We start from the raw sequence: 26,016 nt of genomic DNA, 5'->3' as shown, positions 1-26,016 counted from the left end.
GCGCCGCCCCGGGGATCGGCGCTAGGCCTCCACCGCGGGCAGCAGGCGCAGCACCAGCGGGGCCGAGCGCGGCTCGGCCAGTCCGGCGCCGTCGAGGACGACCAGCCCGGCCCCGGTCGGCACGGGAGCCTCGGCTCCCTCCCCGGGAGCGACCCGGCGGAACCGGAACTCGGGTTCCCCGGCCTCCTCGCGCATCGCCGCCTCGTCCTCGGGCCCGGGCTGCCGCGCGGTCGATCGGCTGGTCCGCCCCACCGCCTCCGAGGGGCCCGGGTCGGCGCCGCCTCCCCGCGGCCGGGGCGGCGGCAGTCCGGGCACCAGCCACAGCGTCTCGCCGGGCGTGCACAGCCCGGCCAGCAGGCCGGGCAGGGTGTCGCCGGGTCCGGTGGGCCGCAGCGACGCGCTGCGGCCCTCGACCAGCCGCCCCAGGGCGGCGACCTGCCCCTCCGGGAGCGCGACCGCCTCCAGCAGTTCCGCCGCCTCCTCCACCGGCGTCGCCGCGGAGGTACCGCGCCGCAGCGGCCACCGGGGGAAGACCGGCCGGGGCCAGACGTAGGGCAGGCCGCCGGGCGTGCCGGGGAACAGCGGCGCGTAGTGCGCCGGGTCCTTGTACACCAGGGCCGAGCGGTGCGACAGGTGCAGCGCGTCGTCGCCCAGCCACGGCGGGAGCATGTCGCGCTCCCACAGCTCCTCCTCCTCGGGGGCGCGGCCCCCGGCGAAGGCCAGCAGCGAGGGCAGCACCGAGTCGGCGTACCCGCGGCGGCGCCACTCGCGGCACACCGCCACCCCGTAACCCACCAGCGCGGGTACGAAGCCGCGCCACATCGCCACGGCCGGGTGGCGCTTCCACCCGTACTCGGGCCACACCAGGGCCCGCAGCACCTGCATGGTCTCCACCCGCTGCTTGCCCAGCCGGCGGTCGTCCAGCGCCCGCGCGCACTCGGCGAACCCGGGGTGGGGCAGGAAGGTCTGCATCGTCCCCCCGTCCGGCCCGCGGCGTTCTCACCGTTCAGGCCCCTCGTGCGGTCCGCTACCCGCCCGCCGCCGGTACTACCCCCGGCGCCGGTCCGCTCCTCCCCGGGCGGTGCCCGAACCGCGTTCTCACCCACCTCTCACCTTCACCCGCGACCACGCGCCCACCAGGGGACGCCGCCCCGGCTCTCAGGAACCTCTCAGGAAGTTCTCCGCCTCTTCGCAGGGTCGTCGGGTTGTGTCCTTCCCGTCGTCACCACCATCAGTGAAGGAGGCACCGTGGTAGCACTACGCCTCGCCGGGAACGCCGCGGAGGCCGCACCGGCCGGTACCCCGACCGGCACCGCCGCCGGGGACCGGCTGAGGGCGCCGAGCAGGCTCCACGCCTTCAACCGCTACGAACTCAAGTACCTCGTCCCCGCCGACCAGGCCCGGGACGTGCGCGCCGAACTCACCGCGCGCATGCGGGCCGACCGCAACGCCGGGCCCGACGGCTACGGCGTGTGGAGCCTGTACTACGACACCGACCGGCTGCGCTTCTACTACGAGAAGATCGAGGGCCTGAGGTTCCGCCGCAAGCTGCGCGTCCGCCGCTACGGCGAGGTCGGTCCGGCCGCCGAGGACACCCCCGTCTCCGTCGAGATCAAGCAGCGCGTCAACCGCGTCACCCAGAAGCGCCGGGTCCTGCTGCCCTACCACCTGGCCCGCGACCTGTGCGACCGGCGCGTGCGCGTGGAGCACCCCGGCGCCGACCAGGCCTTCGTGGACGAGGTCCTCGACCTCGTGCACCGCCTGGACCTGCGCCCGACCGCGATGACCGGGTACCGGCGCGAACCCTACGTGGGTACCGGCTCCGACCTGGGGCTGCGGGTGACCCTGGACCACCGGGTGCGCGGGCGCGACCGCGACTTCGACCTGCGCGCCGAGGCCGAGAGCCGCTACATCATCAGCCCGCACCTGGCGGTCATGGAGGTCAAGGCCAACGAGCGCGCCCCCTACTGGGTCACCGACATGGCCGCCCGCTTCGGCCTCCAGGTGCAGCGCGTCTCCAAGTACTGCCAGAGCGTGGAGGCCCACGGCATGGCCCCGCGCTCGGTCTTCCACCTGCCCGAGGAGGACGTCGTGGCCGAGGCGCGTCCGCTCGGCCCCGTGGCCGGTGCGCCTGCGCCCGGTCCCGCGGCCGGGGGCGAGTCCCCCGGCACCCGTTCCTGAACCCCGTTCCCACCCGCTCCGTACGAAGGCACACCCGCACCATGAACCTCGATTTCGGCGTCACCGACCTGTCCGGCACGTTCAGCGTCATGGACGTGGTCCTGTCCCTGACCCTGGCGTTCGTCACCAGCCTCGTGGTGGCCTGGACCTACCGCGCCACCCACCGCAACATCAGCTACTCGCAGAGCTACGTCCACACGCTGATCATCCTGGGCATGCTCATCGCCCTGATCATGCTGGTGGTGGGCTCCAACATCGCCCGCGCCTTCGCCCTGGTCGGCGCGCTGTCGGTGGTGCGCTTCCGCAACGCCATCAAGGAGACCCGCGACGTCGGGTTCATCTTCCTGGTGATGGGCGTGGGCATGGCCTGCGGCACGCGCTTCTACACGCTGGCGGTCATCGCCACCGTGGTCATCTGCGCGGTCGTGCTGCTCATGCACCGCTTCAACTGGTTCGCGCTCAACGTGCAGCGCCAGGTGGTCAAGGTCCAGGTCCCCGCGGACGGCGACGACTACGGACCCGTGATCGACGACGTGCTCATCCGCTTCACCGACGAGTACGAGCTGATCAGCACCGAGACCGTGCGCGGCGGCTCCCTGCTGGAGACGGCCTACACCGCACGGCTGAAGAAGGGCGTCAAGCCCGGCGACGTCATCCAGCGCCTGCGGGAGATCAACGCGGGGCAGAAGGCGACCGTCCTGACCGGCTACGACCAGACGGACCTCTGACCTCCCCTCCTGCCTTGAGGCAGAAGGTTCCGGCCAGGTCCACCGACCTGGTACCGCCATGGCGGTGACCCTCACAGGCCCGGTTTCCTGTTTCTTCGCCGGTTGCGACAGGGAGGACCCTTGACGTCCGACACCAGCTCCGCAGGCGTCGTCCAAGGCCGAACCCCGGACTGCGACCCGACCAGCCGCACTGATGTCCCTCGCCGCGTTCGCTTCCCGGTCATGGCGGGCACGGCAGCCCGAACACGACCGCACCCGGGTTCTCAACGACAATCCAGCGAGCACGTAGTGGCACTCACCGCAGGTCTTGGCGGAGGCCAACCACCGGTCGACCACCACCAAAAGGCGACCCGCGCGTTGTGTCCTGTATTCCAACCGGCGGCGTATCTCGCCGAAGGAGGCGTCCGGTACCGCTCTGCCTTCCCCCGAGCCTTGAACCGGGGACAGCGGTTGCGTCCGGTGAAGGAGCCGACAAGGGCCGCGTGCTGGTGCCGGAGTGTCCGCTGCGACGGCACCGAGGAAGCCTGCCCCGAAAACGCCGGTTCCGGTGTCTTCTTCCATCGGGTCAACGCGGCGTCAGTGTCCCGACAGGAGGTCCTTTTGCCTTTCTCCCGCCAGACGCGGGTGCGCTCTGCCAAGGTGCGGTTCCACACCAGGCGCAGGCATCCGAACGTGCGGCTCAGCTGAGCCGATTGTTCGGGGTCCGGGTATGCCCGGCACTTGTATGCCCTCCGCATGGCCATCACGGTGGCAGAACTCCCGGATGGGTGTACATCGAATCCGAAAACACCGCTCGGATCCGTCTCCGGACTGAATGCCGAGGAGGTCCTACGAGAGGAACGATGACATGCACAGCCTCAATGACGAAGAGGGCGAAGGCGGCACCGCCGCCGGGCGGCGCCAGCGCGGGCCCGCGCGCCTGCGGCACCGCCTCCCGGTGCGCCTGCGCCAGCACTGGAGGAGCACCGCCGTCGTGTGCGCCGCGCTGCTCGCGCTGGTCCTGGTCTTCGGCGAGGCCCGGGTGCGCCCCTACGTCACCTCCGAGTTGGTCTCGCCGGACGCCGTCACCCAGAACATCGAGGGCGAGGGCGACCTGTTCGACGGCGGGGAGCACACGATCGAGGTGAGCTTCGACGAGACCGAGTACGCCGACATGATGAGCACCTTCCGTCAGGAGGGCGAGAAGGAGTACGTCCGGGCCGACGTCACCATCGACGGCACCGCCGTCGAGGACGTCGGACTCCGCCTCAAGGGCAACTCGACCCTGAGGAGCCTGCGCGGCGACGCCGGGGCGGGGGCGGCGGCCGACACCAGGGGTGGACAGGGGGCCGGCCCGGGCGCGGGGAGAGCGGCCGGGACGGGCACGGTGACCCTGTCCGAGGACGAGCCGGAGAACCTCCCCTGGCTGATCAGCTTCGAGGAGTTCGTCTCCGGCCGGGCCTACCAGGGGCACACCGAGATCGCCCTGCGCCCGGCGACGGCGACCTCCGACACCGCGCTCAACGAGGCCCTGGCCCTGGAGCTGACGGCGGCGGCCGGGCAGACCACGCAGGACTACACGTTCACCTCGTTCGCGGTCAACGGCGGCGAGGAGGTGCCGCGCCTGCTGCTGGACGCACCCGACGCCGCCTGGGCCGACGGGTACGGGGACGGCGTGCTCTACAAGGGCCGCGCGGGGGGCTCCTTCGACTACCTGGGCGGGGACGCCACCGAATACGAGGAGGCCTTCAACCAGATCAACGGCGAGGGCGCCCACGACCTCCAGCCGGTGATGGACCTGCTGCGGTTCGTGGCCGAGTCCGATGACGAGGAGTTCGCCCGCGAGCTGGACGAGCACTTGGACACCGAGTCCTTCGCCCGCTACCTCGCGCTGCAGAGCCTGATGTCCAACAGCGACGGCATGGACGGCCCGGGCAACAACTACTACCTGTGGTACGACAGCGCCCAGGAGCGGTTCACCGTCCTGTCCTGGGATCTGAACCTGTCCTTCGGCGGCATGGGCGGCATGGGCGGCGGTGGGAGAGCGATGCCGGAGGGAGCGCAGCTCCCCGGCGGCGGCACGCCCCCCGAGGGGGTGGAACCGCGCGAGGGGATGGAACCGCGCGAGGGGATGGAACCGCCGGAGGGGATGGAACCGCCCGAGGGGATGGAGGCTCCCGAGGGGATGGAGGCTCCCGGGAGGATGCCCGCGCCAGGGGAAGGGGAAGCGGCCGGGGGCGGTATGTCCATGGGCGGCAGCGGGGCGCTCAAGGACCGCTTCCTCGCCGACGAGGGCTTCCACCGCCTCTACGAGGAGGCCTACGCCGACCTCCACCAGGAGTTGATCGGGAACGGCACCGCCACCGGACTCCTGGAGTCGGCCGTCTCCCGGGCGGGGGCCGCCGGCGACGCGGGGGCCGACGCCGCGGGCGAGCAGCTCGCCGAGCGGATCGCCGCCGTCTCCGAGGAAGCCGGGTGAGGCGGGCCCCGCTGGCGTCCCGTGCCTGCCGGAGAAAGGTCTCGGCCAAGGTGCCGTGAGGACTCCGTGACCCGCCCGCGCGGGGCGGCGATCACCCCGGGCCGAGGGCGTTCTCGCAGTTCGTGCGGTACCGGACCGAGTACGCGGCGCAGTTCGATCTCGGCTTCCGTGACCGACATCGCCGTGGCGGGTCCGACGGGAACTAGTGGACCCGCCGCCGCACGGGACCCTTCCCGGCCGGTCATCATCGTGCGTGCGGCGCTGTGTGCGGTGATCGGATGGTGTTCCGGGAAGTCTTCCGATGCAGGGCAAGCCGGGTCGACATGCCTTTTTCGTTTCGTTTCTGGAACTTTTTCCTTTTCACGAAACGCACTCATGTGCTGGCCTCCCGCGGCGAAAGGTGTGTTTCGTTGATCCCATCGCTGCGATATGTCCGGCGGCGGTGACGCCAAACCGCGGTGCCGCAGCGGTCCCGGGATCAGCCCAGCGGCAGCACCACGGTGAAGACGCAGCCCCCGCCCGGCGGCGACTCAGCGGTGACGTAGCCGTCGTGCGCGGCCACGAAGGCCGCGCTGATGGCCAGGCCCAGCCCGGCTCCGGCCCGCTCGCGGGGCCCGTCCGCCCGGTAGAACCGGTCGAACACCCGGGGCAGCTCCCCGGCGGGGATGCCGGGCCCCTCGTCGCGTACCGCTATGACCGCCACCTCCGCCACCCCCGGCGGCAGCGCGCCCGCACGGGCCGGTCCCGGAGGCGGCGGGTCCTGGGTCCGGCGCACCGACACCCGCACCGGCGTGCCCTCGGGCGTGTGGGTCAGGGCGTTGCCGACGAGGTTCTCCAGCACCTGGCGGATCCGGTCGCCGTCGCCCACCGCCCGCACGGGCCCCTCGGCCTCCAGCGCCACGGGCGTGCGCGGGGCCCGGGCCCGGGCGCTGAGCACCACCCGCTCGGCGATGGCGACCAGTTCCATGTCGGAGTGCTCCAGCCGCGGCGCCTCGTCCACGCGCGAGAGCGTCAGCAGGTCGTCCACCATGCTCCCCATCCGCCCGGCCTCGTCCTCGATCCGCGACATCCACCGGTCCGCCCGGGCGTCCTCGGCGACCAGCCCCCGGCCCCTGCCCTGCCGGTACAGCTCGGCGAACCCGCGGATCGAGGACAGCGGCGTGCGCAGCTCGTGGGAGGCGTCCGCGACGAAGCGCCGCGTCGTCTCGACCGCACGGTCCCGCTCGCTCAGGGCCCGGGTCAGCTCACCGAGCATCGTGTTGAGGGAGTCGCCCAGCCGACCCGTCTCGGTGGCCGTGTCCTGGGGCGGGATCCGCCGGTCCAGGTCGCCCCCGGCGATGGCCCGCGCCGTGGACTCGATCTCCCGCAGCGGCCGGAGCTGGAACCGCACGATCGCCGCGGTGCCGAACCCCACGGCCGCCAGCACCACCAGCCCCGTCACGGCCTCGATGAGCACGAGCCGGTCGAGCGTGTCCTCGATCCCCGTCAGGGACTGGGCGGTCATGAAGACCCCGCCGTCATCCCGGGCCGTGGTCAGCACCCGCCATTCGCCCCCGCCCCCTGTTCCGGGCAGCGTGAAGGGCTCCCCGGACCGCGCCCGCAGCTCCTGGGCCGTCACCGCCGACACGTCCGGCAGGCCGTCGTCGGAGCCGGTCTGGCCCACGCTGTCCACCACGTCGCCGTCGGCGCCGACGACCAGCGTGCGCAGGTCGGTCGGCAGCGGGGGCGGCTGGGCCCCGACGGGCGGGTCCATCTGCCCGGTCGCGTGCCGGGGCGCGGGCAGGGTCCGCAGCCGGTGGTCGACATCCTCGGTCAGCGAGTGCTGGAGCAGCAGGGTGGCGACCGCGCCGAAGGCGACCAGGCACACGGTGGTCAGGCACAGCACCGCCAGGGGGATCCGGCCGCCCAGACCCCGCGGCCAGCGGAGCCCGCTGCGGCCGCTCACCCGTTCCCCCCGGCCGCCAGGCGCAGGCTGTATCCCACGCCGCGCACGGTGTGGATCAGCGCGGGGCGGCCCGCGTCGACCTTGCGGCGCAGGTAGCTGACGTAGGTCTCCACGACGCGGATGTCGTCGCTCTCCCCGCCCCACACCCGGTCCAGGATCTGCGCCTTGCTGACGACCTTGCCCGCGTTGAGCATGAGGTAGCGCAGGAGCGCGAACTCGGTGGGCGAGAGCCGCACCGGCGCGCCAGCGCGGCGCACCTCGTGCCCCTCCTCGTCCAGCTCCAGGTCGGCGTAGCGCAGGGGCTCTGCGTCCTCGGAGCCGCGGCGGCCCGACCTGCGCAGGATCGCGTTCAGCCGCAGCACGACCTCCTCCAGGCTGAAGGGCTTGGTGACGTAGTCGTCGGCGCCGACCCTCAGGCCCGCCACCCGGTCCCGGACCGTGTCGCGCGCGGTCAGGAACAGCACCGGCAGGCCGGGCACGACCCCGCGCAGGTCACCGGCCAGGTCCAAGCCGCTGCGGCCGGGCAGGGTCACGTCCAGGACGGCGATGTCGGGGGTGAACCCGTCCAGCGCTGCCAGGGCGGCCCCCGCGTCGGGCGCGCCGCGCGTGGCGAAACCGCTCAGCTCCAGGGAGGCGGTGAGCAGTTCGAGGATGTTGGGCTCGTCCTCGACGATGAGGGCCCGGGCCGCCGGAACGGCGGTGCCGGAGGGCGCGTGGGGCATGCGGGAGTCCTGAAGGTTCGTGGGACGTACGAACACGAAAGGTTACGGGTCGCGGGCAAGAATTCGGTGAGAACTCTCCGGCACCGGGAGACACCGCCGTGCCGGTCACGGGGAACGGTTGACGCACCGCGACGCGCGGTATACCGCTGGTACGCGTTCGAGACCGGGAGGGTTGGTCGCATGGGTGGTGTCCACGGGTTTCCCGCAGGCCGGGTCCGCGCAACCCGGCCGGAGGCCCCGCCCGCGCCCACGGTCGGATACGGGTTTCCCGCCTCCAGACCGCCCGCGCGCACCGCCGTCACCAGACCGCCCGATCCTGCGGCGGGGTCCATACCTCCTGTACCCGGGGCCGCCGCCGGTCCCGGGGAACTCGCGCCCGGAACCGGGCCCATGCTCCCCGTACCCGGGGGGCATGCGGCAGGGGCCGCGCCTCCGCCTCCCGGGCCCGCACCCCTCGCTTCCCCGATCCGCTCTGACGCGCCCGCCCGGCCCCGCCGACCCCGGGCGGGCGCCGCGTGATCGTCATCGGCCTGTCCTCGGGAACCTCGGCCGACGGCATCGACGTCGCCGCCGCCCGCTTGGCCCTGGACGGGGACCTCGTCCTCCTGACCCCGCTCGGGCACCGCACCGAGCCCTACCCGGGCGACCTGCGGGAGGAGATCCGCGCCGCGCTCCCCCCGGCCCGCACGACCGTGGAGGCCGTCTGCCGGCTCGACACCCGCATCGGCCGGGCGTTCGCCGACGCGGCGCTGCGCGCGGTCGGCGAACTCGCCGGGGGCCGGGCCGACCTGGTGGCCTCGCACGGCCAGACCCTGTTCCACTGGGCTGATCACCGCGCCGATCACCGGGCCGACCGCGCCGCGGTCCACGGCACCCTCCAACTGGGCCAGCCCGCCTGGATCGCCGAGGCCACCGGCCTGCCCGTGGTCTCGGACCTGCGCACGGCCGACGTGGCCGCCGGCGGACAGGGCGCGCCGCTGGCCGGCCTGCTCGACGCCCTCCTGCTCGGCGCGCGCTCCGAACCCACCGCCGCCCTCAACCTCGGCGGCATCGCCAACGTCACCGTCCTGCGGGCGGGGCAGCCGCCGCTGGCCTTCGACACCGGCCCCGGCAACTCCCTGCTCGACGCCGCCGCGCGCCGGGTGAGCGGCGGGCGCGCCGACTTCGACGTCGACGGGGCCATGGCCCGCTCCGGCCGCCCCGACCCAGCCCTGCTGGAGCACCTGCTCGCCGAGTCCTACTACCGCCTGCCCCCGCCCAGGACCACCGGGCTGGAGCTGTTCGGCTCCGGCTACCTCGACGCGGCGCTGCGCGCCGTCGGCACACCCGACGACGCCGACCTGATGGCCACCCTGGTCGAACTCACCGCCGCCACCGTCGCCGACGCGCTGCGCCCCCACGGCGTGGCCGAGGTGCTCGCCTCGGGCGGCGGCACCCGCAACCCGGTCCTCATGGAACGCCTCGCCGCACGGCTCCGCCCGGCGCGGCTGTCCCCGTTCGACGCCCTGGGGCTGGACAGCGACGCCAAGGAGGCCTACCTGTTCGCGCTGATCGGCTTCCTCACCTGGCACGGGCTCCCCGGTTCCGTGCCCTCCTGCACCGGAGCCCGCCGCGCGCCGGTGGCCGGACGCCTCACACCGGGCGCCTCACCGCTCCGGCTCCCCGAACCCGCGCCCACCGTCCCCGCGCGCCTGCGCGTCGGTGCACGGGACCGGCGAGACCCCGCCCCCCACCACCCGGAGTAGCGCAGTGCAGACAATCGACCTCGTGGTCATCGCGGTGTACCTGCTGGGATCGGCCTGGCTCGGCCTCAGGCTCTCCGGCCGACAGCGCGATGTCAAGGACTACTTCATCGGCAGCCGACAGCTGCCCTGGTGGGCGGTGTGCCTGTCGGTGGTGGCCACCGAGACCAGCGCCCTGACCGTGATCAGCATCCCCGGCGTGGCCTACCTGGGCAACGTCACGTTCCTCCAGGTGGCGGTCGGCTACCTGATCGGGCGTGTGGTCGTGGCCTTCGTGCTGCTGCCCCGCTACTACCGGGGCGAGATGACCACGGCCTACGCCTACCTCGGCATCCGCTTCGGCCGCGGCATGCAGGGCACGGCCTCGGTCGCGTTCCTGTTCACCCGGCTGCTCGCGGACGGGGTGCGGCTGTTCGCCGCGGCCATCCCCGTCAAGATCATCCTGGACTCCTACGGGATCGACCTGTCCTACTTCGCGATCATCGCGCTGCTGGGCGTGGTGACGATCCTGTACACCCTCGTCGGCGGCATCCGGGCCGTGGTCTGGGTGGACGTCCTCCAGATGGCGGTGTACGCGGTCGGCGGCGTCGCCGCCCTGGCGGTCATCGCGGGCGGCCTCGACGTGAACTTCCTGGCGGTGGCCGCCGACGCGGGCAAGACCCAGTTCCTCGACTTCACCTCGAACCCGGTCTCGGCCCCCTACGCGACGGTCACCGCGGTCCTGGGCGGGGCCCTGCTCTCCACCGCCTCCCACGGCGCCGACCAGATCATCGTGCAGCGGCTGCTGGGCTGCCGCAGCCTGCGCGACGCGCAGAAGGCGGTGATCGGCAGCGCCGTCGTGGTGTTCTTCCAGTTCGCGCTGTTCCTGACCGTGGGCCTGGCGCTGTACGCCTACTACGGGGGCGCCTCGGTGGAGGATATGGGCCTGGCCAATTCCGACGAGCTCTTCCCGACGTTCATCGTGGAGGGGCTGCCGGTCGGCCTGTCGGGCCTGCTGCTGGCGGGAATCCTGGCCGCGGCGATGAGCACCCTGTCGTCCTCGCTGTCGGCGCTGTCCTCCTCCACGATGGCCGACCTGTACCAGCGGTTCAGCAGGCGCACGCTCACCGACGCCCGGGGCCTGAGGCTGGGCAGGCTGTTCACCCTCGGCTGGGGGCTGGTCTTCATCGGGGCGGCGGCGATGTTCACCGGCACCGACAACCCGGTCGTGGAGCTGGGCCTGTCCGTGGCCAGCCTGACCTACGGCGGCCTGCTGGGCGCGTTCTTCCTGGGGCTGTGGGTGCGCGGGGCCCGCCAGCCCGACGCGGTGATCTCCTTCGCGGTCGCGGTGGCCACCATGCTCTGGCTGTTCCTCTTCCAGCCCGGCCTGGTCGGCTTCACCTGGTACACCGCCATCGGTACGACCATCGTGCTGGGCCTGGGATACCTGCTGTCGCTGCGCCACCGCGGCGCCGCGCCCCGACCCGAGGAGGCGCCCGGGGAGCCCTTCGGCGCCGGAACCGGCGAGGGCTCCGGCGCCGCGACCGGCGGGGCGCCCCGCGCGGAGGGCCGGACCACCCCGGCGGACGAGGGGGAGCGGCCCTGACCCCGCCCGGTGCTGCCCCGGCCCGCGCCGAGGTCCCGCCGCGCCGGCGGACGGTGCGCCCGCCTCCGCGCACACGGCAGGGGCCGGTCCGGGAACCCCCGGACCGGCCCCCGTACACCGGAATCACCCCGCGTCGACGGTCTCCTCGCGCCGCGCCTCGCGCGAACGCGCGCGGGCGCGCACCCGCAGGAAGGCCACCAGCGCCACTGCGGCCACGAGGACCGCGTAGATCCCGATCGTGATCGGCCCCGCCAGGAGCACCCCCACGTCGCCCTGGCCGATGGCCAGGGCCCGGCGCAGCTCCGTCTCGGCCAACGGACCGAGGATGACCGCGATGAGCACCGGCGCCACCGGGATCTCGTACCGCCGCATCATGAACCCGAGCAGCCCCAGGACGATCAGCAGCCACAGGTCGGTGATGGAGTAGGACGCGGCGTACACGCCCAGCGCCGCGAAACCGGTGATGCCCGCGTACAGGTAGCGCCGCGGGATCAGCAGCAGCTTGGCCCACAGCGGCGCGAAGGGCAGGTTGAGGATGAGCAGCATGACGCTGCCGACGAACAGGCTGGCCAGGAGAGCCCACACCAGGTCGGCGTTGCGCTCGAACAGCAGCGGGCCGGGCTGCATCCCGTACTGCTGGAAGGCGGCCAGCATGATCGCTGCCGTGGCCGAGGTCGGCAGGCCCAGGCCCAGCAGTGCGCCCATCGCGGTTCCGGCGGTGGCGCTGGCGGCCGACTCGGGCGCGGCCACGCCCTCGATCGCGCCGTCCCCGAACTCGTCGGGCCGCTTGCCCCGGCGCGCCCGGAGCTGGGAGAGCTTGCGCTCGGTGCCGTAGGCCAGGAAGGTCGGGATCTCCGAGCCGCCCGCCGGGATCGCGCCGAAGGGCAGGCCGAAGCCCAGCCCGCGGATCCACGCCGGGACGGCGCGGCGCAGGTCCCGCCCGCTCAGCCAGGGGGTGCCGGTGCCGGTGATGAGCTTGTCGCCCGCGCCCCCGCCCCGGTGCACGCGCGAGACCACGTGCAGCACCTCGCCCAGCGCGAGCAGGCCCACGGTCACCGTGACCACGCTGATCCCCTCGAACAGGGAGGGGACGCCCAGGGTGAAGCGGGCCGCGCCGCTCTGGGCGTCGATGCCCACCATCGCGATGGCCAGGCCGATGGAGAGCGCGATGAGCCCGCGCACCATGGACTGGGCCACCACCGCCGAGGTGGCGACGAAGGCCAGGACCGCCAGCGCCAGGTACTCGGCCGGGCCGAAGCGCAGGGCGATGTCGATGATCACCTTCGAGAAGAAGGCCACCACCGTCGTGGCCACCACCGCGCCGGTGAACGCGCCGATGGCCGACGTGGCCAGCGCCTGGGAGGCCCGGCCCTTGAGCGCCATCTTGTGCCCCTCGATCGCGGTGGCGATCGCGGAGCTGTTGCCGGGCGTGTTCATCAGGATCGACGTGGTCGAGTCGCCGAACAGGCCGCCGTAGTACACGGCGGTGAACATGATGAAGGCCCCGGTGGGGTCCAGCTTGAACGTGACGGGCAGCAGCAGGGCCACGGCCATGGCCGAGCCCAGGCCGGGCAGCACGCCCACGGCGGTGCCCAGCAGGACGCCCACGAACGCCCACAGCAGGTTCTCGGGGGAGAGCGCGGCGGCGAACCCGCCGCCGAGCAGACTCAGCGTCTCCACTTACAGCACCCCTCCCAGGATTCCGGCGGGCAGGTTGAGGCCGAGCCCGCCGACGAAGGCGAGCTGGACCACGGACGAGTAGGCCAGCGCGACGGCGGCCTCGAACAGCGGGCGCCTGCCGCCGAAGGCCCAGGTCACGCCGTAGAACAGCAGCGCGCCGGACAGCAGCCAGCCCACCGGCTGCAACAGCAGGGCGAAGAGCACCACCGAGCCGAGCACGGTGCCCACGGCGCGCCAGTCGCTGTGGGCGGCCGGGGCGCCCGCGGCCGGGCCGCGCCCCTCGACCAGGTCGCCGACCACGCCCGCGTCGCCGCCGGGGTGGTCGGTCCCGTCCGGTTCGGGCGCCGCGGGTCGCAGGGCCACCTGGACGACCAGGGCCGCGCCGAGGACGAGCATCAGCACCGCGACGATCGCGGGGAAGAGCTGGGGGCCGGGGGAGGCCGAGTTGTCGGGCACGTGCATGGTGAGCGTCTGCACGCCCACGAACACGCCGATGCCGATGGTGAGCAGGCCGACGAAGATCTCGCTGCGCCCCCTCCACCAGGTGCGCCGCTCCTCCGGCGGACGCGCGCCGGGCCCGCCCGGGGCGGTGGATGTACTGTGCTGGCTCATGAGAGTCCCAGGTCCTCGGTGACGTCGGTGATGCGTTCGATCTCGGCCGCGAGGAACTCCTCGAACTCGGGGCCGCTCTGGAAGGTGTCGTCCCAGCGGTTGCGCTGGAGGGTGTCGCGCCACTCGTCGGTGCGCACCATCTCCTCCACGATCGCGGTGAGCTCCGCCCGCTCGGCCCCGGTGATGCCGGGCGGGGCCATGAACCCGCGCCAGTTGGGCAGCACCGCGTCCACGCCCTGCTCGGGCAGGGTGGGGGCGTCGATGCCCTCGACGCGCTCGTGGGCCGAGACCCCCAGGACGCGGATGTTGCCAGCCTCCACCTGGTCGCTGAACTCGTTGTAGCCCGAGACGCCCACGTCGAGGCTGCCCGAGAGCAGCGAGGTGAGCGCCTGCGCGCCGCCCGCGAAGGGGATGTAGTTGACGGCCTGGGGTTCGACGCCCTGCGACTGGGCGGCCAGCCCCGCCAGGAGGTGGTCGGTGCCGCCCAGGGAGCCGCCGCCGACCGCGACCCCGCCCGGGTCCTCCCGCCAGGCCTCGACGAGGTCGCCCATGTCCTGCAGCGGGGAGTCGGCGGGGACCACGAAGACCTCGTAGTCGTCGGCGACGCGGGCGATGGGTGTCACGTCCTCCAGGGTCTGGGCCGAGTCGTTGACGATGATGCCGCCGATCATGACGGTGCCCGTGGTCATCAGCGTCGTGGCGCTGCCCTCGCGGCGCACCGTCTGCGCCAGGCCGATGGTCCCTCCCGCGCCGGGGAGGTTGAGGACCTGGGTGTTGTCGACGATGTCGTTCACGCGCAGGGAGTGCTGCGCCTCGCGCGCCACCAGGTCCCAGCCGCCGCCGGGGTCGGCGGGGACGACGATGTCGATCCTGGCGCGGGCCTCCGACGCGTTCGTGTCGGACAGCGCGGCGTTCGTCGCGGCGGCGCCCACCAGGAGCGCGGTGGCCACGGCCCCCGACGCGCGGAGGATCCGCTGTCTGTTCATCCTTCACTCCCTTTCGGCCCGTTGGTCCACCAGATGGTCCAACGGGACCGTTTCGTGGTCTGGGAAATCATGCGAGCCCCCGTGATCACTGTCAATGGCGATTCGAAACCTTTTGTTAACGAGTGTGTTGCGGCGCACAGTCCCGTGTTGGTCTTTCCTTCTGCCCAGGCCAGTCCGGTTCCCGCCGGTGGAAGTGCTCTTCGGGGAGGGGCTGGCCGTGCGCCGGGGGGTTGCGCTACGCTGACGGCGCGATTCCACTTAGCGGTCTTTGTGAACCACCTGGTGGACCAAACGGAAGGGGGAGGGATGCCTGACGGCGACTCCGGCGGCACCGTGCGCAGCGTCGCGCGCGCCCTGGACCTGCTCGACCTGTTCGACGAGAGGAACCAGCGCTACTCCACACGGGAACTGGTGGAGCGCACCGGCCTGGCCAAGACCACGGTCCTGCGGCTGGTCGCGACCCTGGAGCAGCGCGGCCTGCTGTGGACGGCTCCCGACGGCCGGGTCGGTGTCGGCCCCAGCCTGCTGCGCTGGTCGCGCCTGGCCCACGCCGTCTGGCAGGTGCCCGAGGCCGTCCGGTCCGTCATGCGCGAACTCGTCGCCGACACCGCCGAGACCGTCAACCTCTACGTCCGCGCCGACGCCACCCGCGTGTGCGTGGCCAAGGAGGAGGGCCCCCAACGGCTGCGCCACGTCGTCAACGTCGGCGACGAGATGGTCCTGTGGGGCGGGGGCGCCAGCAAGGTGCTGCTCATCGGCGCCGGGGAGTCCCTGCTGCTGCGCGTGGCCGCCGCCTCCCCCCACGGCCCCGGGCACGTCGGCCGCCTGCGCGAGGAGGTGGAGCTGGCCCGCACACGCGGCTTCGCCGTCAGCCACGGCGAGCGCGAGCGGGGCGCCTCCGGCGTGGCCGCGCCCGTCTACGGACCCGCCGGCGGGGTTCCGGTCGCCGCGCTGGCCGTGGGCGGCCCCACCGCCCGCTTCACCGACGCCGCGGTGGAGGGCTTCACCACGGCGGTGGTCGACGCCGCCCGCCGCATCACCGACATCGGGCTCGACCCCTCGGGAGGGACCGCGGGACCCGGAACACAGGAGAGACGTTGACCGACAACGACACCGACACAGGCTCCGGCTCCGAGGCCGGGGAGAGGGCCCTGCCGCTGGCGGGGGTGCGCGTCCTGGACATGACCAACGTCCTGGCCGGACCCTACGCGGGCTACCAGCTGGCGCTCATGGGCGCCGACGTGGTCAAGGTCGAGGTCCCCGGCTCCGGTGACCTGGCCCGCCAGCTCGGCGCCTCGGCGGAGCTGAACGGACGCGGGCTGGGCGCGTCGTTCCTGGCCCAGAACGCGGGGAAGCGCTCCCTGACCCTGGACCTGAAGACCCCCGGCGGCCGGGAGACCATGACCCGCCTTGTGCGCCGCTCCGACGTGCTGCTGGAGAACTTCCGGCCGGGCGTGCTGGAGCGCCTGGGCTTCGGCTGGAAGGACCTGAGCGCGATCAACCCCGGCCTGGTCTACTGCGCGGTGTCCGGGTTCGGCTCCGACGGCCCCCTGAGCGGACGCCCGGCCTACGACCAGATCATCCAGGGCCTGTCGGGGATGATGAGCACCACCGGCACGCCCGGCACCGGCCCCCTGCGCGCGGGATTCCCCATCGCCGACGTCCTGGGCGGCCTCGCCGCCGCCTTCGCGATCAGCACCGCCCTGGTCAGGAGGGAGCGCACCGGCCGGGGGAGCAGCGTGGACGTGTCCATGCTGGAGACCGCGATCACCGCCATGGGCTGGGGCGTGTCCAACTACCTGTCCGCGGGTGCGGAGCCGGTTCCCATCGGCAACGAGAACGCCACGGCGGCCCCCTCGGGCACCTTCGCCACCGCCGACGGCGCGCTCAACATCGCCGCCAACAAGCAGGAGCAGTTCGAGGCGCTGTGCGCGGTCGTGGGCGCGCCCGAACTGGCGCGCGACCCGCGCTTCGCCCAGCGCGAGGACCGCAAGACCCACCGCGAGGCCCTGCGCGAGGTACTGGAGGAGCACCTGCGGGCCCGGCCCGCCCTGGAGTGGGAGGGCGAACTGGCCCGGGTCGGGGTCCCCGCCGCCCGCGTGCTGACCGTGGCCCAGGCGTTGGAACTGGACCAGGTGGCCCACCGCGGGCTGGTGCACACGCTGCCCTTCCCCGGCGGGGAGGACCGCGAGCTGCGCGTGCTCGGCAGCGGCGTCCGCGTGGACGGCGCGCCCCTGGGTCCGCGCACGGCGCCGCCCCTGCTGGGCGAGCACACCGAGCAGGTGCTGCGCGAGGCGGGGTTCAGCGACCAGGAGATCGACGCACTGCGTGAGGAGAAGGCGGTATGAGCGCGCCGGACACGCCGTCCATGACCCACGAGGAGATCGGCCGCTGGTGGCGGACCGGGCTGATCCGGATCGCCCCCGGCGAGATCGAACCGGGCGGCTACCCGGTGCAGGAGCTGATCGGCCGGGTCTCCTTCGTGGACACCGTCTGGCTCATGCTGCGCGGCGAGCTGCCCGACCCGCGCCGCTCCCGCCTGCTGGAGGCCGCACTGGTCTCCGCCGTGGACCACGGACCCCAGGCGCCCTCCATCGCCGCCGCCCGGATGGCCGCCAGCTGCGGGGTGGGCCTGAACAACGCCGTCGCCACCGGCGTCAACCTGCTCGGGGACGTGCACGGCGGCGCGGGCCAGCAGTGCGTCGCCCTCCTGGAGGAGATGGCCGGGCGCGTCGCCGAGGGAGCCCCGGTGGCGCGGGTGGCCGAGGAGGTGGTCGCCGAGTACCGCGGGCGCGGCGCGTACGTGCCGGGCTTCGGCCACCGCTTCCACCCGCGCGACCCGCGCCGCGACCCGCTCCTGGGCCTGGTGCGCGAGGCGGTCGAGGAGGGGCTCGTCCCCGCGGGACCGCTGGAGGCCGCCCTGGCGCTGGAGGAGGCGCTGGCCAAGGGGCGCGGACGCCCCGTCCCGATGAACATCGACGCCGCCACCGCGGTCGTCTACGCCTCGTTGGGCTTCCCCTCGGAGCTGGCCCGGGGGCTGTTCGTCCTCTCCCGCTCCGTGGGCATCCTCGCCCACGCCTGGGAGGAGCACCAGGGCGGCGCGCGCATCAAGGGGCCCCTGCCCAGGGCTGTGCTGGCGGGCTACGACGGCCCCGCGACCCGCCACCTCGCCGACGACGACCCGCGGCTCTCCGCGGGCCCCGGCCGGGACTGAACTGCGGGTCCCCCTCGAACGGCGGGCGCCGGTGCTTCCGTCCGGCCCGGTGCCCGCCCCCTCCTCCGCGTCACCCGGCGGGGCGGTCCGGGCCCGCGGCCCCGGTCCTACCGTGTGGTCGGCTCCGCCTCGGAGGGGTTGTCCCTCCGGGAGGGCCGTCGCCGTCCTCGGCGGTGGGAGGGCGCAGTGCGCCCGCCTTGGCGGCCACCACCAGTATCAGCGCTATGGGCAGCAGTAGTCCCCAGGACAGCCCCGCCCGCTCGGCGAGCGCGCCGATGCCCGGCGGACCGATCAGGGGGCCGCAGTAGCCGAAGGCGGAGACCGTGCACAAGTGCCGTCCGGCTTTGGCCGGTTCGTAGTCGGCCGCGGCCGTGAACACCTGGGGCATCACGCACGACAGTCCGATCCCCATCAGGGCGAAGCCGGCCGGTGCCGTCACCGTGTGGGGTACTGCCACGGCCAGCCCCAGGCCGCACGCGGCCAGCAGGCTCCCGGACCTCACCAGAGTCACGGGGCCCAGCAGCCGTGTCATGCGGTCACCGACCAGCCTGCCCACCGTCATGGCGACCGTGAAGGCCGCGAAGGTCCCGGCCGCCGCCGTTTCGGAGCCCCCGAGTATCTCGCGTGTGAACAGGGCGCTCCAGTCCTGCGCCGCTCCTTCGGCGAGCATGCACGACATCGCCAGGGCGCCCAGCAGCACGATCCGACGGGAGGGGAGCCGGGGTCCGCGCTTCGGGCCCTTCCCGCTCCCCGGTACGCGCGGATACGCCGGCATCAGCGAGGTGAGGACCGGGTACAGTCCGCAGGCCGGTGCCACGATCAGGACGCAGGCCACCTGGAACGTGGTCAGCGCGTCGAGCCGGGCCTGGGCCGCGAGCATGCCCATGACGGCCCCGAAGCACGCTCCCAGTGAGGCCAGAGCGTGGAAGGAGGCCATGATCGGGCGCCCCCGCGCGCGTTGCAGGTGTGTGGCCTGGGCGTTCGCGGATATGTTGAGCAGCGCGTGGCTCGCGCCGAACAGGAACAGCACCGCCGCCAGTTCGCGGTGTCCGCTCACGTGGCCGGGCAGCACCAGGGCCAGCCCCGAGGCCGCAGCCGAGAGCGGGACGAACCGGGTGGGGCCGAAGCGGTCCAGCAGTCTGCCCGACAGGAGCATGGCGGTCACGGCTCCCAGGGCCAGGGCCAGCAGGGCGACCCCCATTTCTCCTGAGCTGCTTCCCGTCTGCACCGTCACTGCGGGTATGCGGGAGGCCCAGACCGCCATGAGCATGCCGATGGCGAAGAAGTAGAAACCCAGTACCGCTCGATCCCTTACGGGGGCTCGTGCTGTGCCGTTCGTGTGTGTGCCGGTGTGCGGAGTGTCAGGTTCCATGGACACGTTCCATTGTTCGCTCCTGGGGTTCACTCAACGGCGCAGGTTGTCACGATTTCCACCAAAGTTGCTTTTCAGGGCGGTCTACCGCTGTTTTTCCATGGCGGAGTGAGGCAGAATTTCCGCTCGGCGGAAGGGGTTGGGAAAAGACGTCTTGCGCCGGGTGTTAATCCTAGTTCGATTTAACAAAAGGCAAGGCAAAAGGCCCCGGCGGGCCTCTTTTTTGTTCGAAGATACAAAGCGGGGGCTGATTAATTGAGGAAAAATGATAAAAATGAATGAGTTTTTATTTTTAATGGCCTCTTGTGGGGCGGGCGGAGGTCCGACCGGTCGTCGGCCCGCTCCCGGCGAGCGGGGAGGGCGCGGGGCCGGTGCCGGGTACGCCAAAGGGGCGGCGCCCGCGCGTGAACGGTGCGCACCGTTCACCCGCGGGCGCCGCCCCGCGCGTTCCGTCGGGGAGTAGCGGCCCCCGCCGCCCCGTCAGCCGGAGTGGACCACCATGACGGGACAGGGGGAGCGGTGCAGTACCCCGTGGGCCGCCGAACCCAGGGCCAGGCGGGTCAGTCCGTACTCGCCGCCCGCCCCGACCACGAGCAGCCGCGCTGCTCGCGCCGCGTCCGTCAGGGCCGCGACGGGACGACCGTCCACCACCTCGGTGCGCACCTCCACCTCCGGGTACCGGGCACGCAGGGGCCCGACCGCGCGCTCCAGGGCGGCCCCATCGTCGGGCCCGTTCTCCCGGGCCCGGGGAGGCGACGCGATCACGGGGGGAAGGAACGGCAGCGGCGACTCCCGGACCCGCACGACGCGCAGCGGCCCGCCCCCGGCGGAGGCGGCCTCGAACGCCTCGGCCACGACCCGCTCCGCGCGGGCCGACCCGTCGTCCCCCACCACCACCTCGGCGCTGTCGTCGGCCGCGGGCCGCGGCCCCACCACGACGACCGGCACCGACGACTGCGCGGCCACGCGGTAGGCCACCGATCCCACCCTCAGCCCCGAGAACCCGCCGCGCCCCCTGTGCCCGACGACCACCAGAGCCGTCCCGTCCCGCCCCGCGCACGCCAGCAGCGCCCGGCCGGGGGAGTCCACCGCCACCTCCCGGTCCACCGCCACGCCGGGGGCCGCGGCCGACGCGCGTTCCTCGGCCAGGCCCAGGACGGAGCGCGCGCCCGCGCGGATCTCCTCCTCCGGCCAGACGAAGGCCGCGTCCGGCGGCGGCGCGGGGAAGGCCGTGAGCGTCCGCAGGCGGCAGTGCCGCCGGGCGGCCTCCGCCGCGGCCCACTCCACCGCCCGCAGGCTCTCATCGGAACCGTCCACCCCGACGAGGACCGACCGCTCCATGACAACCTCCACTGCTCTCGTCACCACCGCTTCACCCACCATCATCACCAGGACGGGCTCACGGAGCGGCCGCTCCCGGTTCCCGGGCGAGTCCCGCCCGGTCCGTCCCGGTCCGGTCCTCCCGGGCCCGGGACGGGCGTGCCGCGCAAGGCCGCGGGGCGGGCCTCCAAGGGCCCGCCCCGCCGTGTCGCGCGTGGTGTCACGCCGTGTTGTCCGAAGCCGTCGTCCTCCTCGCCCGGCGCTGTCGCGCCGGACCGGGTCCGCCGCCCGGGTCAGATGCGCGGCCTGCGCCTCCTGGTCAGGGAGTTGATCCACCGCAGGGCCTGCCCGCCGGGGCTGCTCCGTCGACCCGGAGGCGTTCGGCGCGCCGGACCCCGTAGCGGATCCGCGCCGCCGCGTCCCAGCGGGCTGCCGCCCCGGGACCGGGCCGCGGACCGGGCGAACCGCTGGGCCATCGCCAGGGGGTCGCTGCCGCGTCCACCCGTGCGCCCACCGGCACCCGGGCGCCTGCCCGGTGCCGGGCGGGCCAGCCCGGTGCGCCGCATCAGCTGGTTCTTCGCCGTCCTCAGGGGGTTCCTCATGGCGGTTTCCTCCTCGTCTGTCGGTCCCGTGTCCCGGTCGGCCACCCCACTACCGGGCGGATGATGACGAACGGAGCACGTTCCTTGTCCCTGTCTGTTGCGCTACCCCCGAGTGTGATATTGATGCGTCTTTCCTCGATCGGGCTGGCGGAGTGACCCCGGACGGGAAGCGCGTCGGCGTGTCTCCCGGGATGGTCAGCGCAGGCCAAAGGGGTTCTTGAACCTCAGCGGGGCTCACGCGCCCTCGGACGGATCCCGTCGCGTTCCGCGCGGCAGCACCGGTGTCAGGGCGGCCGCCGCGAGCTGCACGGCCGCGAGCAGGCCGAAGACCGGGCCGTACGCCTCCCCTCCGGGTGCGTGCCCCGGGGCGGCCGTCGTCATCAGCGCGGCCAGGCCCAGCGCGCCGCCCGTCTGCTTGGCCGCGTTCATCAGGCCCGAGACGGCCCCCGCGTCACCGGGGGCGGCGCCCGAGGTCACGACGGCGGTCAGCGGAGTGGTGAACAGGCCGCCGCCCACGGACATGAGGACCGCTGGCCCCAGCACCGCCGCGGCGTAGGTCTGCTCGCCCACCGCCGCCGCCTGCCAGGCGAAGCCCGCCGCGGCGGTGAGGCACCCGGCCCCGATCAGCGTCCGCGCCCGCACGAACCCCATCAGCCACGGGGTGGCCAGCCAGCCCACGGCCATGGTGACCAGGGTGTGCGGCAGGAAGCCCAGGCCGGTCAGCAGCGGCCCGAAGCCCAGTTCGTCCTGCATGTAGAAGGTGAGGAAGTACCACATGGGCACCTGGAAGCAGGCTCCGGCCAGGAACACCATGGCGTTGCCCGCCCAGACCGCGCGGCGGCGCAGGAGTCCCGGAGGCAGCAGGGGAGCGGGCGCACGGGACTCCACCGCGGCGAACAGCACCAGGGCGAGGACGCCCGCGGCCAGCACCGCCACCGTGGCCGGGTCCCCCCAGCCGTGCTCCGCCGTGCGGGTGAGGCCGTAGGTGAGCGCGACCGTCCCGCCGGTGGCGGTCACCGCCCCGGGCAGGTCGATGCGTCCGCCGCCGCCCCCTACCGGGTTCCGGTCGTGTGGTCCCGGGCCGTGCGGGTGACGGCCCGGGCGCTTCCGGCCCAGGAGGTAGGGGGTTACGGCCAGCGCCGCGACGCCGACGGGCACGTTGACCAGCAGGATCGCCCGCCAGGACAGCGCCTCGGTCAGCGCGCCGCCGAGGATGTTGCCGAACGCGCCGCCCGCCACGCTCACCGCCGTCCAGGCGGCCAGCGCCCGCACACGGGCCCGCCCCTCCGGGAAGGAGGCGGTCAGGACGGTCAGGGTCGCGGGGGCCAGCACCGCCGCGCCCACTCCCTGGAGCGCGCGGGCGGCGACCAGCAGACCGGGGGAGGGGGACGCCCCGCCCAGCAGGCTGGCCGCGCAGAACAGCGCGAGCCCGGCGGCGAACACCCGCCGGTGTCCGTACAGGTCGGCCAGCCGTCCGCCCAGCAGCAGGAGGCCGCCGAAGGCCAGGGTGTAGGAGTGGGCCACCCAGGGCAGCCCCGTCGCGGAGAACCCCAGGGAGGAGCGGATCGAGGGCAGGGCGACGTTGACCACCGACACGTCGAGCACCACCATGAGCTGCGCGGCGCACACCAGGGCGAGCAGCGGGCGCGCGGTCGTCTCCCCCGTCCGGGTTCGGGGCACGGGACCACCTCGTTCCAGCAAAGCAATGTGGTTACATTGATTTGAACGGTAGTGCCGACGAGGCCGCAAAGCAATGTGTTCGCATCGATAAGGGGGGCGCATGAACGCACCGACGCGGGGACCGGGAGCCGAGCACGAACGGCGCCGCCGCCAGATCGCCGACGCGGTCCTCGCCGTGGCGGCAGAGCACGGTATGGCGGCCGTGTCCCAGGCCAGCGTGGCGGCCCGCGCCGGGGTCTCGCCCGGCCGCGTCCAGCACTACTTCCCCGCCAAGCACCGGATGATCGAGGCCGCCTTCGACCGGGGCAACGCCCTGAGCTCCGCGCGTATCGCGGCCAAGGCCGGCCCAGGCGGCGATCCGCGCCGCCTCCTGATGACCGTGCTCACCGAGCTGATCCCCTACGACGACGCCACGCGCGCCCACATGCGCGTCCGCCAGGCCTTCACCGCGCTCGCCCTGTCCGACGAGGCCATCGCCCGGCGCATGCGCCGGGAGTACGCCCGCTTCCACGGCCGGGTCGCGGACCTGCTGCGCCGCGGTCAGGACGGGGGAGCGGTGCCCCGCGCCCTGGACCCCGCGGAGCGGGCGGTCGCGCTCGTCGCCCTGGCCGAGGGGCTGGCCTACTACGTGCTCGTGGACGTCCACCCGGCCGAGGCGGCCCGCGAACGGGTGCTCGCCGAGGTCGCCGCCCTCCACGCGCCCGGTCCCGGCGCGGAGGGCTGACTCGCGGGTGGCGCACGTTCGCCGGTGCTCCTTCGCCTTCGGTCCCGTCGTGCGGCACCGGCCGTTTCCGGGGGCCACCGTTCACCGTTGACACGGAGGCGGCCCGGAGCGACCGGTGTCCGGGCACATACCGCCGTTACCGCCGACGGGCACCGAGGAAGGCGGTGCCCGTGGTTACGGGAACGTCGGCGGACCCGTCGGACGCGGCGCCGTGCACGTGTGCCCGCCTTCGCGGGCGGGACGCGGCCCCGCGGCACACCTTGCCCCGGACGGTCGCCGGAAAAGTCGCCGGAAAACCCGTCGCGCCCCGGGCGGCTTGCCCCGTAACGTGCTCCTCGCCGAACCTCCGGCCCGCCCCCAGGGCACGCCCTGCCTCCGAGAGGACCCCCGATGCGCACCGCCAACGTGCCCTCCATCCCCGCGACCTCGACGACCGGGAGCGCGTACGACCGCGCTCCCGGCCTCGACGGCGCACCCTGGTGTGCGCCGAAAGCGCGCTGAGTCCGACGGAGGCGCCACGAGTCCCCGACGCTGTGCTCTCCTCGCCCCTGTCGCGCGACAGCTGTTCGCCCTGTTCGTGGGGGAGGCGGATTTCAGTTGCGGGACGCCGCGTCCGCGTTCATGATGCTGATCATGACTCGGTACGTCACAGCTCCCGTCCGCCTGGGCCAGAGCGCCCTCTCCGATGGCCGGTCGCTTGGCTGGGCCGAGTGGGGGCCGTCGGACGGAGTGCCCGTCCTGTTGTGTCCGGGGGCGGCCACCAGCCGACGGCTCGGATTCGGTGCAGGTGCTGTCGAGGCACTTGGAGTGCGGCTCGTCTCCGTGGACCGTCCGGGCCTCGGCGCCTCGACACCCGCCCCTGGGCGGACCTTCTCCGACTTCGTTGGTGATATGCGACAACTCTGTGTGCTGCGGGGGCTGGGGCGGCCGGCCGTGGTCGGCAATTCCCAAGGCGCGCCGTTCGCCCTGGCCTGTGCCGCGGAGGGAGTCGCCTCGGCGCTCGCCGTCGTCTCCGGCGCGGACGAGGTCGCCGCGCCGGAGTTCGCTCCCGTCCTGGACGCGGACCTGCGCGGTCTGGTCGAGCGGACCGAAAGCGATCCGGTCGGCGCCGAGGAGTTCTTCGCGGGTTTCACCGCGGACGCGATGTGGGACATGGTCATGACCGGGAGCCCGGGGTGCGACCTCGCCGTGTACCAGGACCCCGGTTTCGCGGCTGGTTACCGCAGGGCCTTGAACGAGGCGTTTACCCAAGGCGCCGCTGGTTACGCCCGCGACACGGTCCTGGCGATGGGGCGGTGGCCGTTCGCCCTCGACGCGATCGCCGTCCCGGTCGACATCTGGTACGGCGAGCTGGACACCAGCCACTCGCCCGACGGCGGATCGCTGCTCGCCGCCCGTGTGCCCGGCGCCAGTCACCATGTCGTGCCGGATGCCGGCGGCGCCCTGCTGTGGACACATGCCGAGTCGATCCTCGCATCGCTCCTGGGCAACGCCGTCGCCGACGGGTAGGAGACAGCCTCGGGCCCGCACCGGTGCGGGAAGCGCCCGCGTGGCCCGACGTGTGCGCTTCCACGGGATCGATGCCCTGCCTCCGCGCCGTGAACGGCGCGAACACCGTGTGCCCGTGGGCGAGGGGACGCGGAAATGTCGCAGGCCCGGGCCATGATCCCGGCGTCCGCCCACCACCGCAGGACGGGGCGAGAGCCCGTCCCGAGGAGAGCCCCATGACGTCACCGACACCCCGCCCGCGCCGCGGAACCCGCCGGTGAGCGGCCGTGCGGACCTGTGGCCGCTGATCCACCGGGAGCGGGCGGCGCTGGCCGACGACCTGTCGGGACTGACCGAGGAACGGTGGGCGACGCCGTCGCTGTGCGCGGGACTGACCGTGCGCGAGGTGCTCGCGCACCTGACGTCGTCGGCGAGCCTCAACGGCCTGCGATGGCTGGCCGGGGTCGTCCGCTGCCGGTTCGACTTCGACGCCCAGGTCGCGATGCGCCTGGCGGAGCAGATGGGGGACTCCGGAGCCGACACCCTCGCGCGCTTCCGGGGGATCGTGGACAGCACGACCTCACCGCCCCTGCCCGAGCCCGCCGTCCTGGGTGAGGTGATCGTGCACGGCGAGGACATCAGGCGGCCCCTGGGCATCGTCAGCGCACGTCCGATCGCCACGCTGACCCTGGTGGCGGACTACTACCGGGGCTCGGACCAGGTCGTCGTCGCCAGGAGCCGGATCCGGGGGTTGAGGCTTCAGGCCACCGACGGCCCGTTCGCCTCCGGCACCGGACCCCTCGTCAGCGGGAGCACGCTCGCCCTGATCATGGCGATGACCGGCCGCTCCGCGCACCTGGACGAGCTCACCGGCGACGGTGTGCGGATCCTGCGCGAACGCGCGGAGGGCTGACCCGCAGCCGTGGAACGGGGGACCGCTCCGCGACACGCGCGCCCCGACTCGACATGCAAGTGAT

21 protein-coding genes and 2 pseudogenes are annotated in these 26,016 nt (G+C 73.5%); 11 read left to right on the top strand and 12 right to left on the bottom strand.

Annotated elements, in window-relative coordinates:
- Window positions 1-21: 21 nt before the first annotated feature.
- Complete coding sequence (locus tag KGD83_RS17040; protein ID WP_212640139.1) at window positions 22-972, bottom strand: MSMEG_6728 family protein; 951 nt, start codon at window positions 970-972, stop codon at window positions 22-24.
- A gap of 276 nt (window positions 973-1,248) precedes the next feature.
- Here KGD83_RS17040 and KGD83_RS17035 point away from each other — a divergent pair, with 276 nt between their 5' ends.
- Together KGD83_RS17035 and KGD83_RS17030 are read left to right on the top strand one after the other, a co-directional pair.
- A complete protein-coding gene (locus tag KGD83_RS17035; RefSeq protein WP_249351909.1) occupies window positions 1,249-2,181 on the top strand; it encodes a polyphosphate polymerase domain-containing protein in 933 nt (310 codons plus the stop codon).
- Between the two features lie 41 nt (window positions 2,182-2,222).
- Window positions 2,223-2,909 carry a DUF4956 domain-containing protein gene (locus tag KGD83_RS17030; protein ID WP_212640138.1) on the top strand — a complete coding sequence of 229 codons (687 nt, stop codon included), beginning with the start codon at window positions 2,223-2,225 and terminating at the stop codon, window positions 2,907-2,909.
- Between the two features lie 252 nt (window positions 2,910-3,161).
- Here the strand turns inward: KGD83_RS17030 and KGD83_RS29135 are convergent.
- Both KGD83_RS29135 and KGD83_RS29130 read right to left on the bottom strand, forming a co-directional pair.
- Window positions 3,162-3,470 (bottom strand): annotated as a pseudogene (locus KGD83_RS29135) (zinc ribbon domain-containing protein); the annotation flags it as partial.
- A gap of 98 nt (window positions 3,471-3,568) precedes the next feature.
- Window positions 3,569-3,646, bottom strand: a pseudogene (locus KGD83_RS29130) (helix-turn-helix domain-containing protein); the annotation flags it as partial.
- 110 nt (window positions 3,647-3,756) lie between these two features.
- Here KGD83_RS29130 and KGD83_RS17020 point away from each other — a divergent pair.
- Entirely contained in the window at window positions 3,757-5,367 is a 1,611-nt protein-coding gene (locus KGD83_RS17020) for a CotH kinase family protein (RefSeq protein ID WP_212640137.1), read from the top strand.
- A gap of 478 nt (window positions 5,368-5,845) precedes the next feature.
- On the opposite strand, the gene KGD83_RS17015 is transcribed toward KGD83_RS17020, so the two are convergent.
- Window positions 5,846-7,312 (bottom strand): sensor histidine kinase, encoded by a 1,467-nt coding sequence (locus KGD83_RS17015; protein WP_212640136.1) that lies wholly within the window; start codon window positions 7,310-7,312, stop codon window positions 5,846-5,848.
- On the bottom strand, window positions 7,309-8,034 hold the full coding sequence (locus KGD83_RS17010) for a response regulator transcription factor (RefSeq protein WP_212640135.1): 726 nt from the start codon (window positions 8,032-8,034) through the stop codon (window positions 7,309-7,311). The genes KGD83_RS17015 and KGD83_RS17010 overlap by 4 nt, the downstream gene beginning before the upstream one ends.
- A gap of 515 nt (window positions 8,035-8,549) precedes the next feature.
- Between KGD83_RS17010 and KGD83_RS17005 the strand changes: the two genes are divergently transcribed.
- Together KGD83_RS17005 and KGD83_RS17000 are read left to right on the top strand one after the other, a co-directional pair.
- Complete coding sequence (locus tag KGD83_RS17005; RefSeq protein WP_212640134.1) at window positions 8,550-9,779, top strand: anhydro-N-acetylmuramic acid kinase; 1,230 nt, start codon at window positions 8,550-8,552, stop codon at window positions 9,777-9,779.
- A 4-nt stretch (window positions 9,780-9,783) separates the two neighbouring features.
- Window positions 9,784-11,361, top strand: a complete 1,578-nt coding sequence (locus KGD83_RS17000) for a sodium:solute symporter (RefSeq protein WP_212640133.1) — start codon at window positions 9,784-9,786, stop codon at window positions 11,359-11,361.
- 123 nt (window positions 11,362-11,484) lie between these two features.
- Here KGD83_RS17000 and KGD83_RS16995 read toward each other — a convergent pair whose 3' ends face one another.
- From KGD83_RS16995 to KGD83_RS16985, 3 genes are read right to left on the bottom strand one after another with little or no spacing between them, the layout of a single operon-like run.
- On the bottom strand, window positions 11,485-13,041 hold the full coding sequence (locus KGD83_RS16995) for a tripartite tricarboxylate transporter permease (RefSeq protein ID WP_212640132.1): 1,557 nt from the start codon (window positions 13,039-13,041) through the stop codon (window positions 11,485-11,487).
- Window positions 13,042-13,653 (bottom strand): tripartite tricarboxylate transporter TctB family protein, encoded by a 612-nt coding sequence (locus KGD83_RS16990; protein ID WP_212640131.1) that lies wholly within the window; start codon window positions 13,651-13,653, stop codon window positions 13,042-13,044.
- Window positions 13,650-14,639, bottom strand: a complete 990-nt coding sequence (locus tag KGD83_RS16985; protein WP_212640130.1) for a Bug family tripartite tricarboxylate transporter substrate binding protein — start codon at window positions 14,637-14,639, stop codon at window positions 13,650-13,652. Before KGD83_RS16985 ends, KGD83_RS16990 begins: the two co-directional genes overlap by 4 nt.
- 306 nt (window positions 14,640-14,945) lie before the next feature.
- Between KGD83_RS16985 and KGD83_RS16980 the strand changes: the two genes are divergently transcribed.
- Genes KGD83_RS16980 through KGD83_RS16970 form a run of 3 tightly spaced genes read left to right on the top strand, consistent with a single transcriptional unit; the run spans window position 14,946 to window position 17,853 of the window.
- Complete coding sequence (locus tag KGD83_RS16980) at window positions 14,946-15,740, top strand: IclR family transcriptional regulator (protein ID WP_212640129.1); 795 nt, start codon at window positions 14,946-14,948, stop codon at window positions 15,738-15,740.
- Window positions 15,737-16,987, top strand: coding sequence for a CaiB/BaiF CoA transferase family protein (locus tag KGD83_RS16975; RefSeq protein ID WP_212640128.1), 1,251 nt, complete (start codon window positions 15,737-15,739; stop codon window positions 16,985-16,987). Before KGD83_RS16980 ends, KGD83_RS16975 begins: the two co-directional genes overlap by 4 nt.
- Entirely contained in the window at window positions 16,984-17,853 is an 870-nt protein-coding gene (locus tag KGD83_RS16970; RefSeq protein ID WP_212640127.1) for a citryl-CoA lyase, read from the top strand. Before KGD83_RS16975 ends, KGD83_RS16970 begins: the two co-directional genes overlap by 4 nt.
- A 70-nt stretch (window positions 17,854-17,923) precedes the next feature.
- Here the strand turns inward: KGD83_RS16970 and KGD83_RS16965 are convergent, their stop codons facing one another.
- The 4 genes from KGD83_RS16965 to KGD83_RS16950 all read right to left on the bottom strand — a co-directional run bounded on the left by KGD83_RS16965 (window position 17,924) and on the right by KGD83_RS16950 (window position 22,827).
- The gene (locus tag KGD83_RS16965) at window positions 17,924-19,225 is read right to left on the bottom strand and encodes an MFS transporter (protein ID WP_212640126.1); all 1,302 of its coding nucleotides are present in this window, start codon (window positions 19,223-19,225) and stop codon (window positions 17,924-17,926) included.
- 480 nt (window positions 19,226-19,705) lie between these two features.
- Window positions 19,706-20,590 carry a universal stress protein gene (locus tag KGD83_RS16960; RefSeq protein WP_249351908.1) on the bottom strand — a complete coding sequence of 295 codons (885 nt, stop codon included), beginning with the start codon at window positions 20,588-20,590 and terminating at the stop codon, window positions 19,706-19,708.
- Window positions 20,591-20,838: 248 nt separating this feature from the next.
- Complete coding sequence (locus KGD83_RS16955) at window positions 20,839-21,147, bottom strand: hypothetical protein (RefSeq protein ID WP_212640125.1); 309 nt, start codon at window positions 21,145-21,147, stop codon at window positions 20,839-20,841.
- Window positions 21,148-21,381: 234 nt separating this feature from the next.
- A complete protein-coding gene (locus KGD83_RS16950; protein WP_212640124.1) occupies window positions 21,382-22,827 on the bottom strand; it encodes an MFS transporter in 1,446 nt (481 codons plus the stop codon).
- Window positions 22,828-22,927: 100 nt separating this feature from the next.
- On the opposite strand from KGD83_RS16950, the gene KGD83_RS16945 reads away from it, so the two are divergent.
- From KGD83_RS16945 to KGD83_RS16935, 3 genes are all read left to right on the top strand, one after another.
- Window positions 22,928-23,551 carry a TetR/AcrR family transcriptional regulator gene (locus tag KGD83_RS16945; protein WP_212640123.1) on the top strand — a complete coding sequence of 208 codons (624 nt, stop codon included), beginning with the start codon at window positions 22,928-22,930 and terminating at the stop codon, window positions 23,549-23,551.
- A gap of 621 nt (window positions 23,552-24,172) precedes the next feature.
- Window positions 24,173-25,060, top strand: a complete 888-nt coding sequence (locus KGD83_RS16940; protein WP_338036912.1) for an alpha/beta fold hydrolase — start codon at window positions 24,173-24,175, stop codon at window positions 25,058-25,060.
- A 256-nt stretch (window positions 25,061-25,316) separates the two neighbouring features.
- A complete protein-coding gene (locus tag KGD83_RS16935; protein WP_212640121.1) occupies window positions 25,317-25,952 on the top strand; it encodes a maleylpyruvate isomerase family mycothiol-dependent enzyme in 636 nt (211 codons plus the stop codon).
- Window positions 25,953-26,016 lie beyond the last annotated feature (64 nt).

Source organism: Nocardiopsis akebiae, assembly GCF_018316795.1.
GTDB classification, from domain to species: Bacteria; Actinomycetota; Actinomycetes; order Streptosporangiales; family Streptosporangiaceae; genus Nocardiopsis; species Nocardiopsis dassonvillei.
This window is presented reverse-complemented; position numbering and strand designations above follow the sequence as displayed.

Excerpts from the sequence above, each read along its gene's own strand:
- KGD83_RS17040 (WP_212640139.1), bottom strand. The coding sequence starts at position 972 with ATGCAGACCTTCCTGCCCCACCCCGGGTTCGCCGAGTGCGCGCGGGCG.
- KGD83_RS17030 (WP_212640138.1), top strand. The coding sequence starts at position 2,223 with ATGAACCTCGATTTCGGCGTCACCGACCTGTCCGGCACGTTCAGCGTC.
- KGD83_RS17020 (WP_212640137.1), top strand. The coding sequence starts at position 3,757 with ATGCACAGCCTCAATGACGAAGAGGGCGAAGGCGGCACCGCCGCCGGG.
- KGD83_RS17010 (WP_212640135.1), bottom strand. The coding sequence starts at position 8,034 with ATGCCCCACGCGCCCTCCGGCACCGCCGTTCCGGCGGCCCGGGCCCTC.
- KGD83_RS16990 (WP_212640131.1), bottom strand. The coding sequence starts at position 13,653 with ATGAGCCAGCACAGTACATCCACCGCCCCGGGCGGGCCCGGCGCGCGT.
- KGD83_RS16985 (WP_212640130.1), bottom strand. The coding sequence starts at position 14,639 with ATGAACAGACAGCGGATCCTCCGCGCGTCGGGGGCCGTGGCCACCGCG.
- KGD83_RS16980 (WP_212640129.1), top strand. The coding sequence starts at position 14,946 with ATGCCTGACGGCGACTCCGGCGGCACCGTGCGCAGCGTCGCGCGCGCC.
- KGD83_RS16970 (WP_212640127.1), top strand. The coding sequence starts at position 16,984 with ATGAGCGCGCCGGACACGCCGTCCATGACCCACGAGGAGATCGGCCGC.
- KGD83_RS16965 (WP_212640126.1), bottom strand. The coding sequence starts at position 19,225 with ATGGAACCTGACACTCCGCACACCGGCACACACACGAACGGCACAGCA.
- KGD83_RS16955 (WP_212640125.1), bottom strand. The coding sequence starts at position 21,147 with ATGAGGAACCCCCTGAGGACGGCGAAGAACCAGCTGATGCGGCGCACC.
- KGD83_RS16945 (WP_212640123.1), top strand. The coding sequence starts at position 22,928 with ATGAACGCACCGACGCGGGGACCGGGAGCCGAGCACGAACGGCGCCGC.
- KGD83_RS16940 (WP_338036912.1), top strand. The coding sequence starts at position 24,173 with ATGATGCTGATCATGACTCGGTACGTCACAGCTCCCGTCCGCCTGGGC.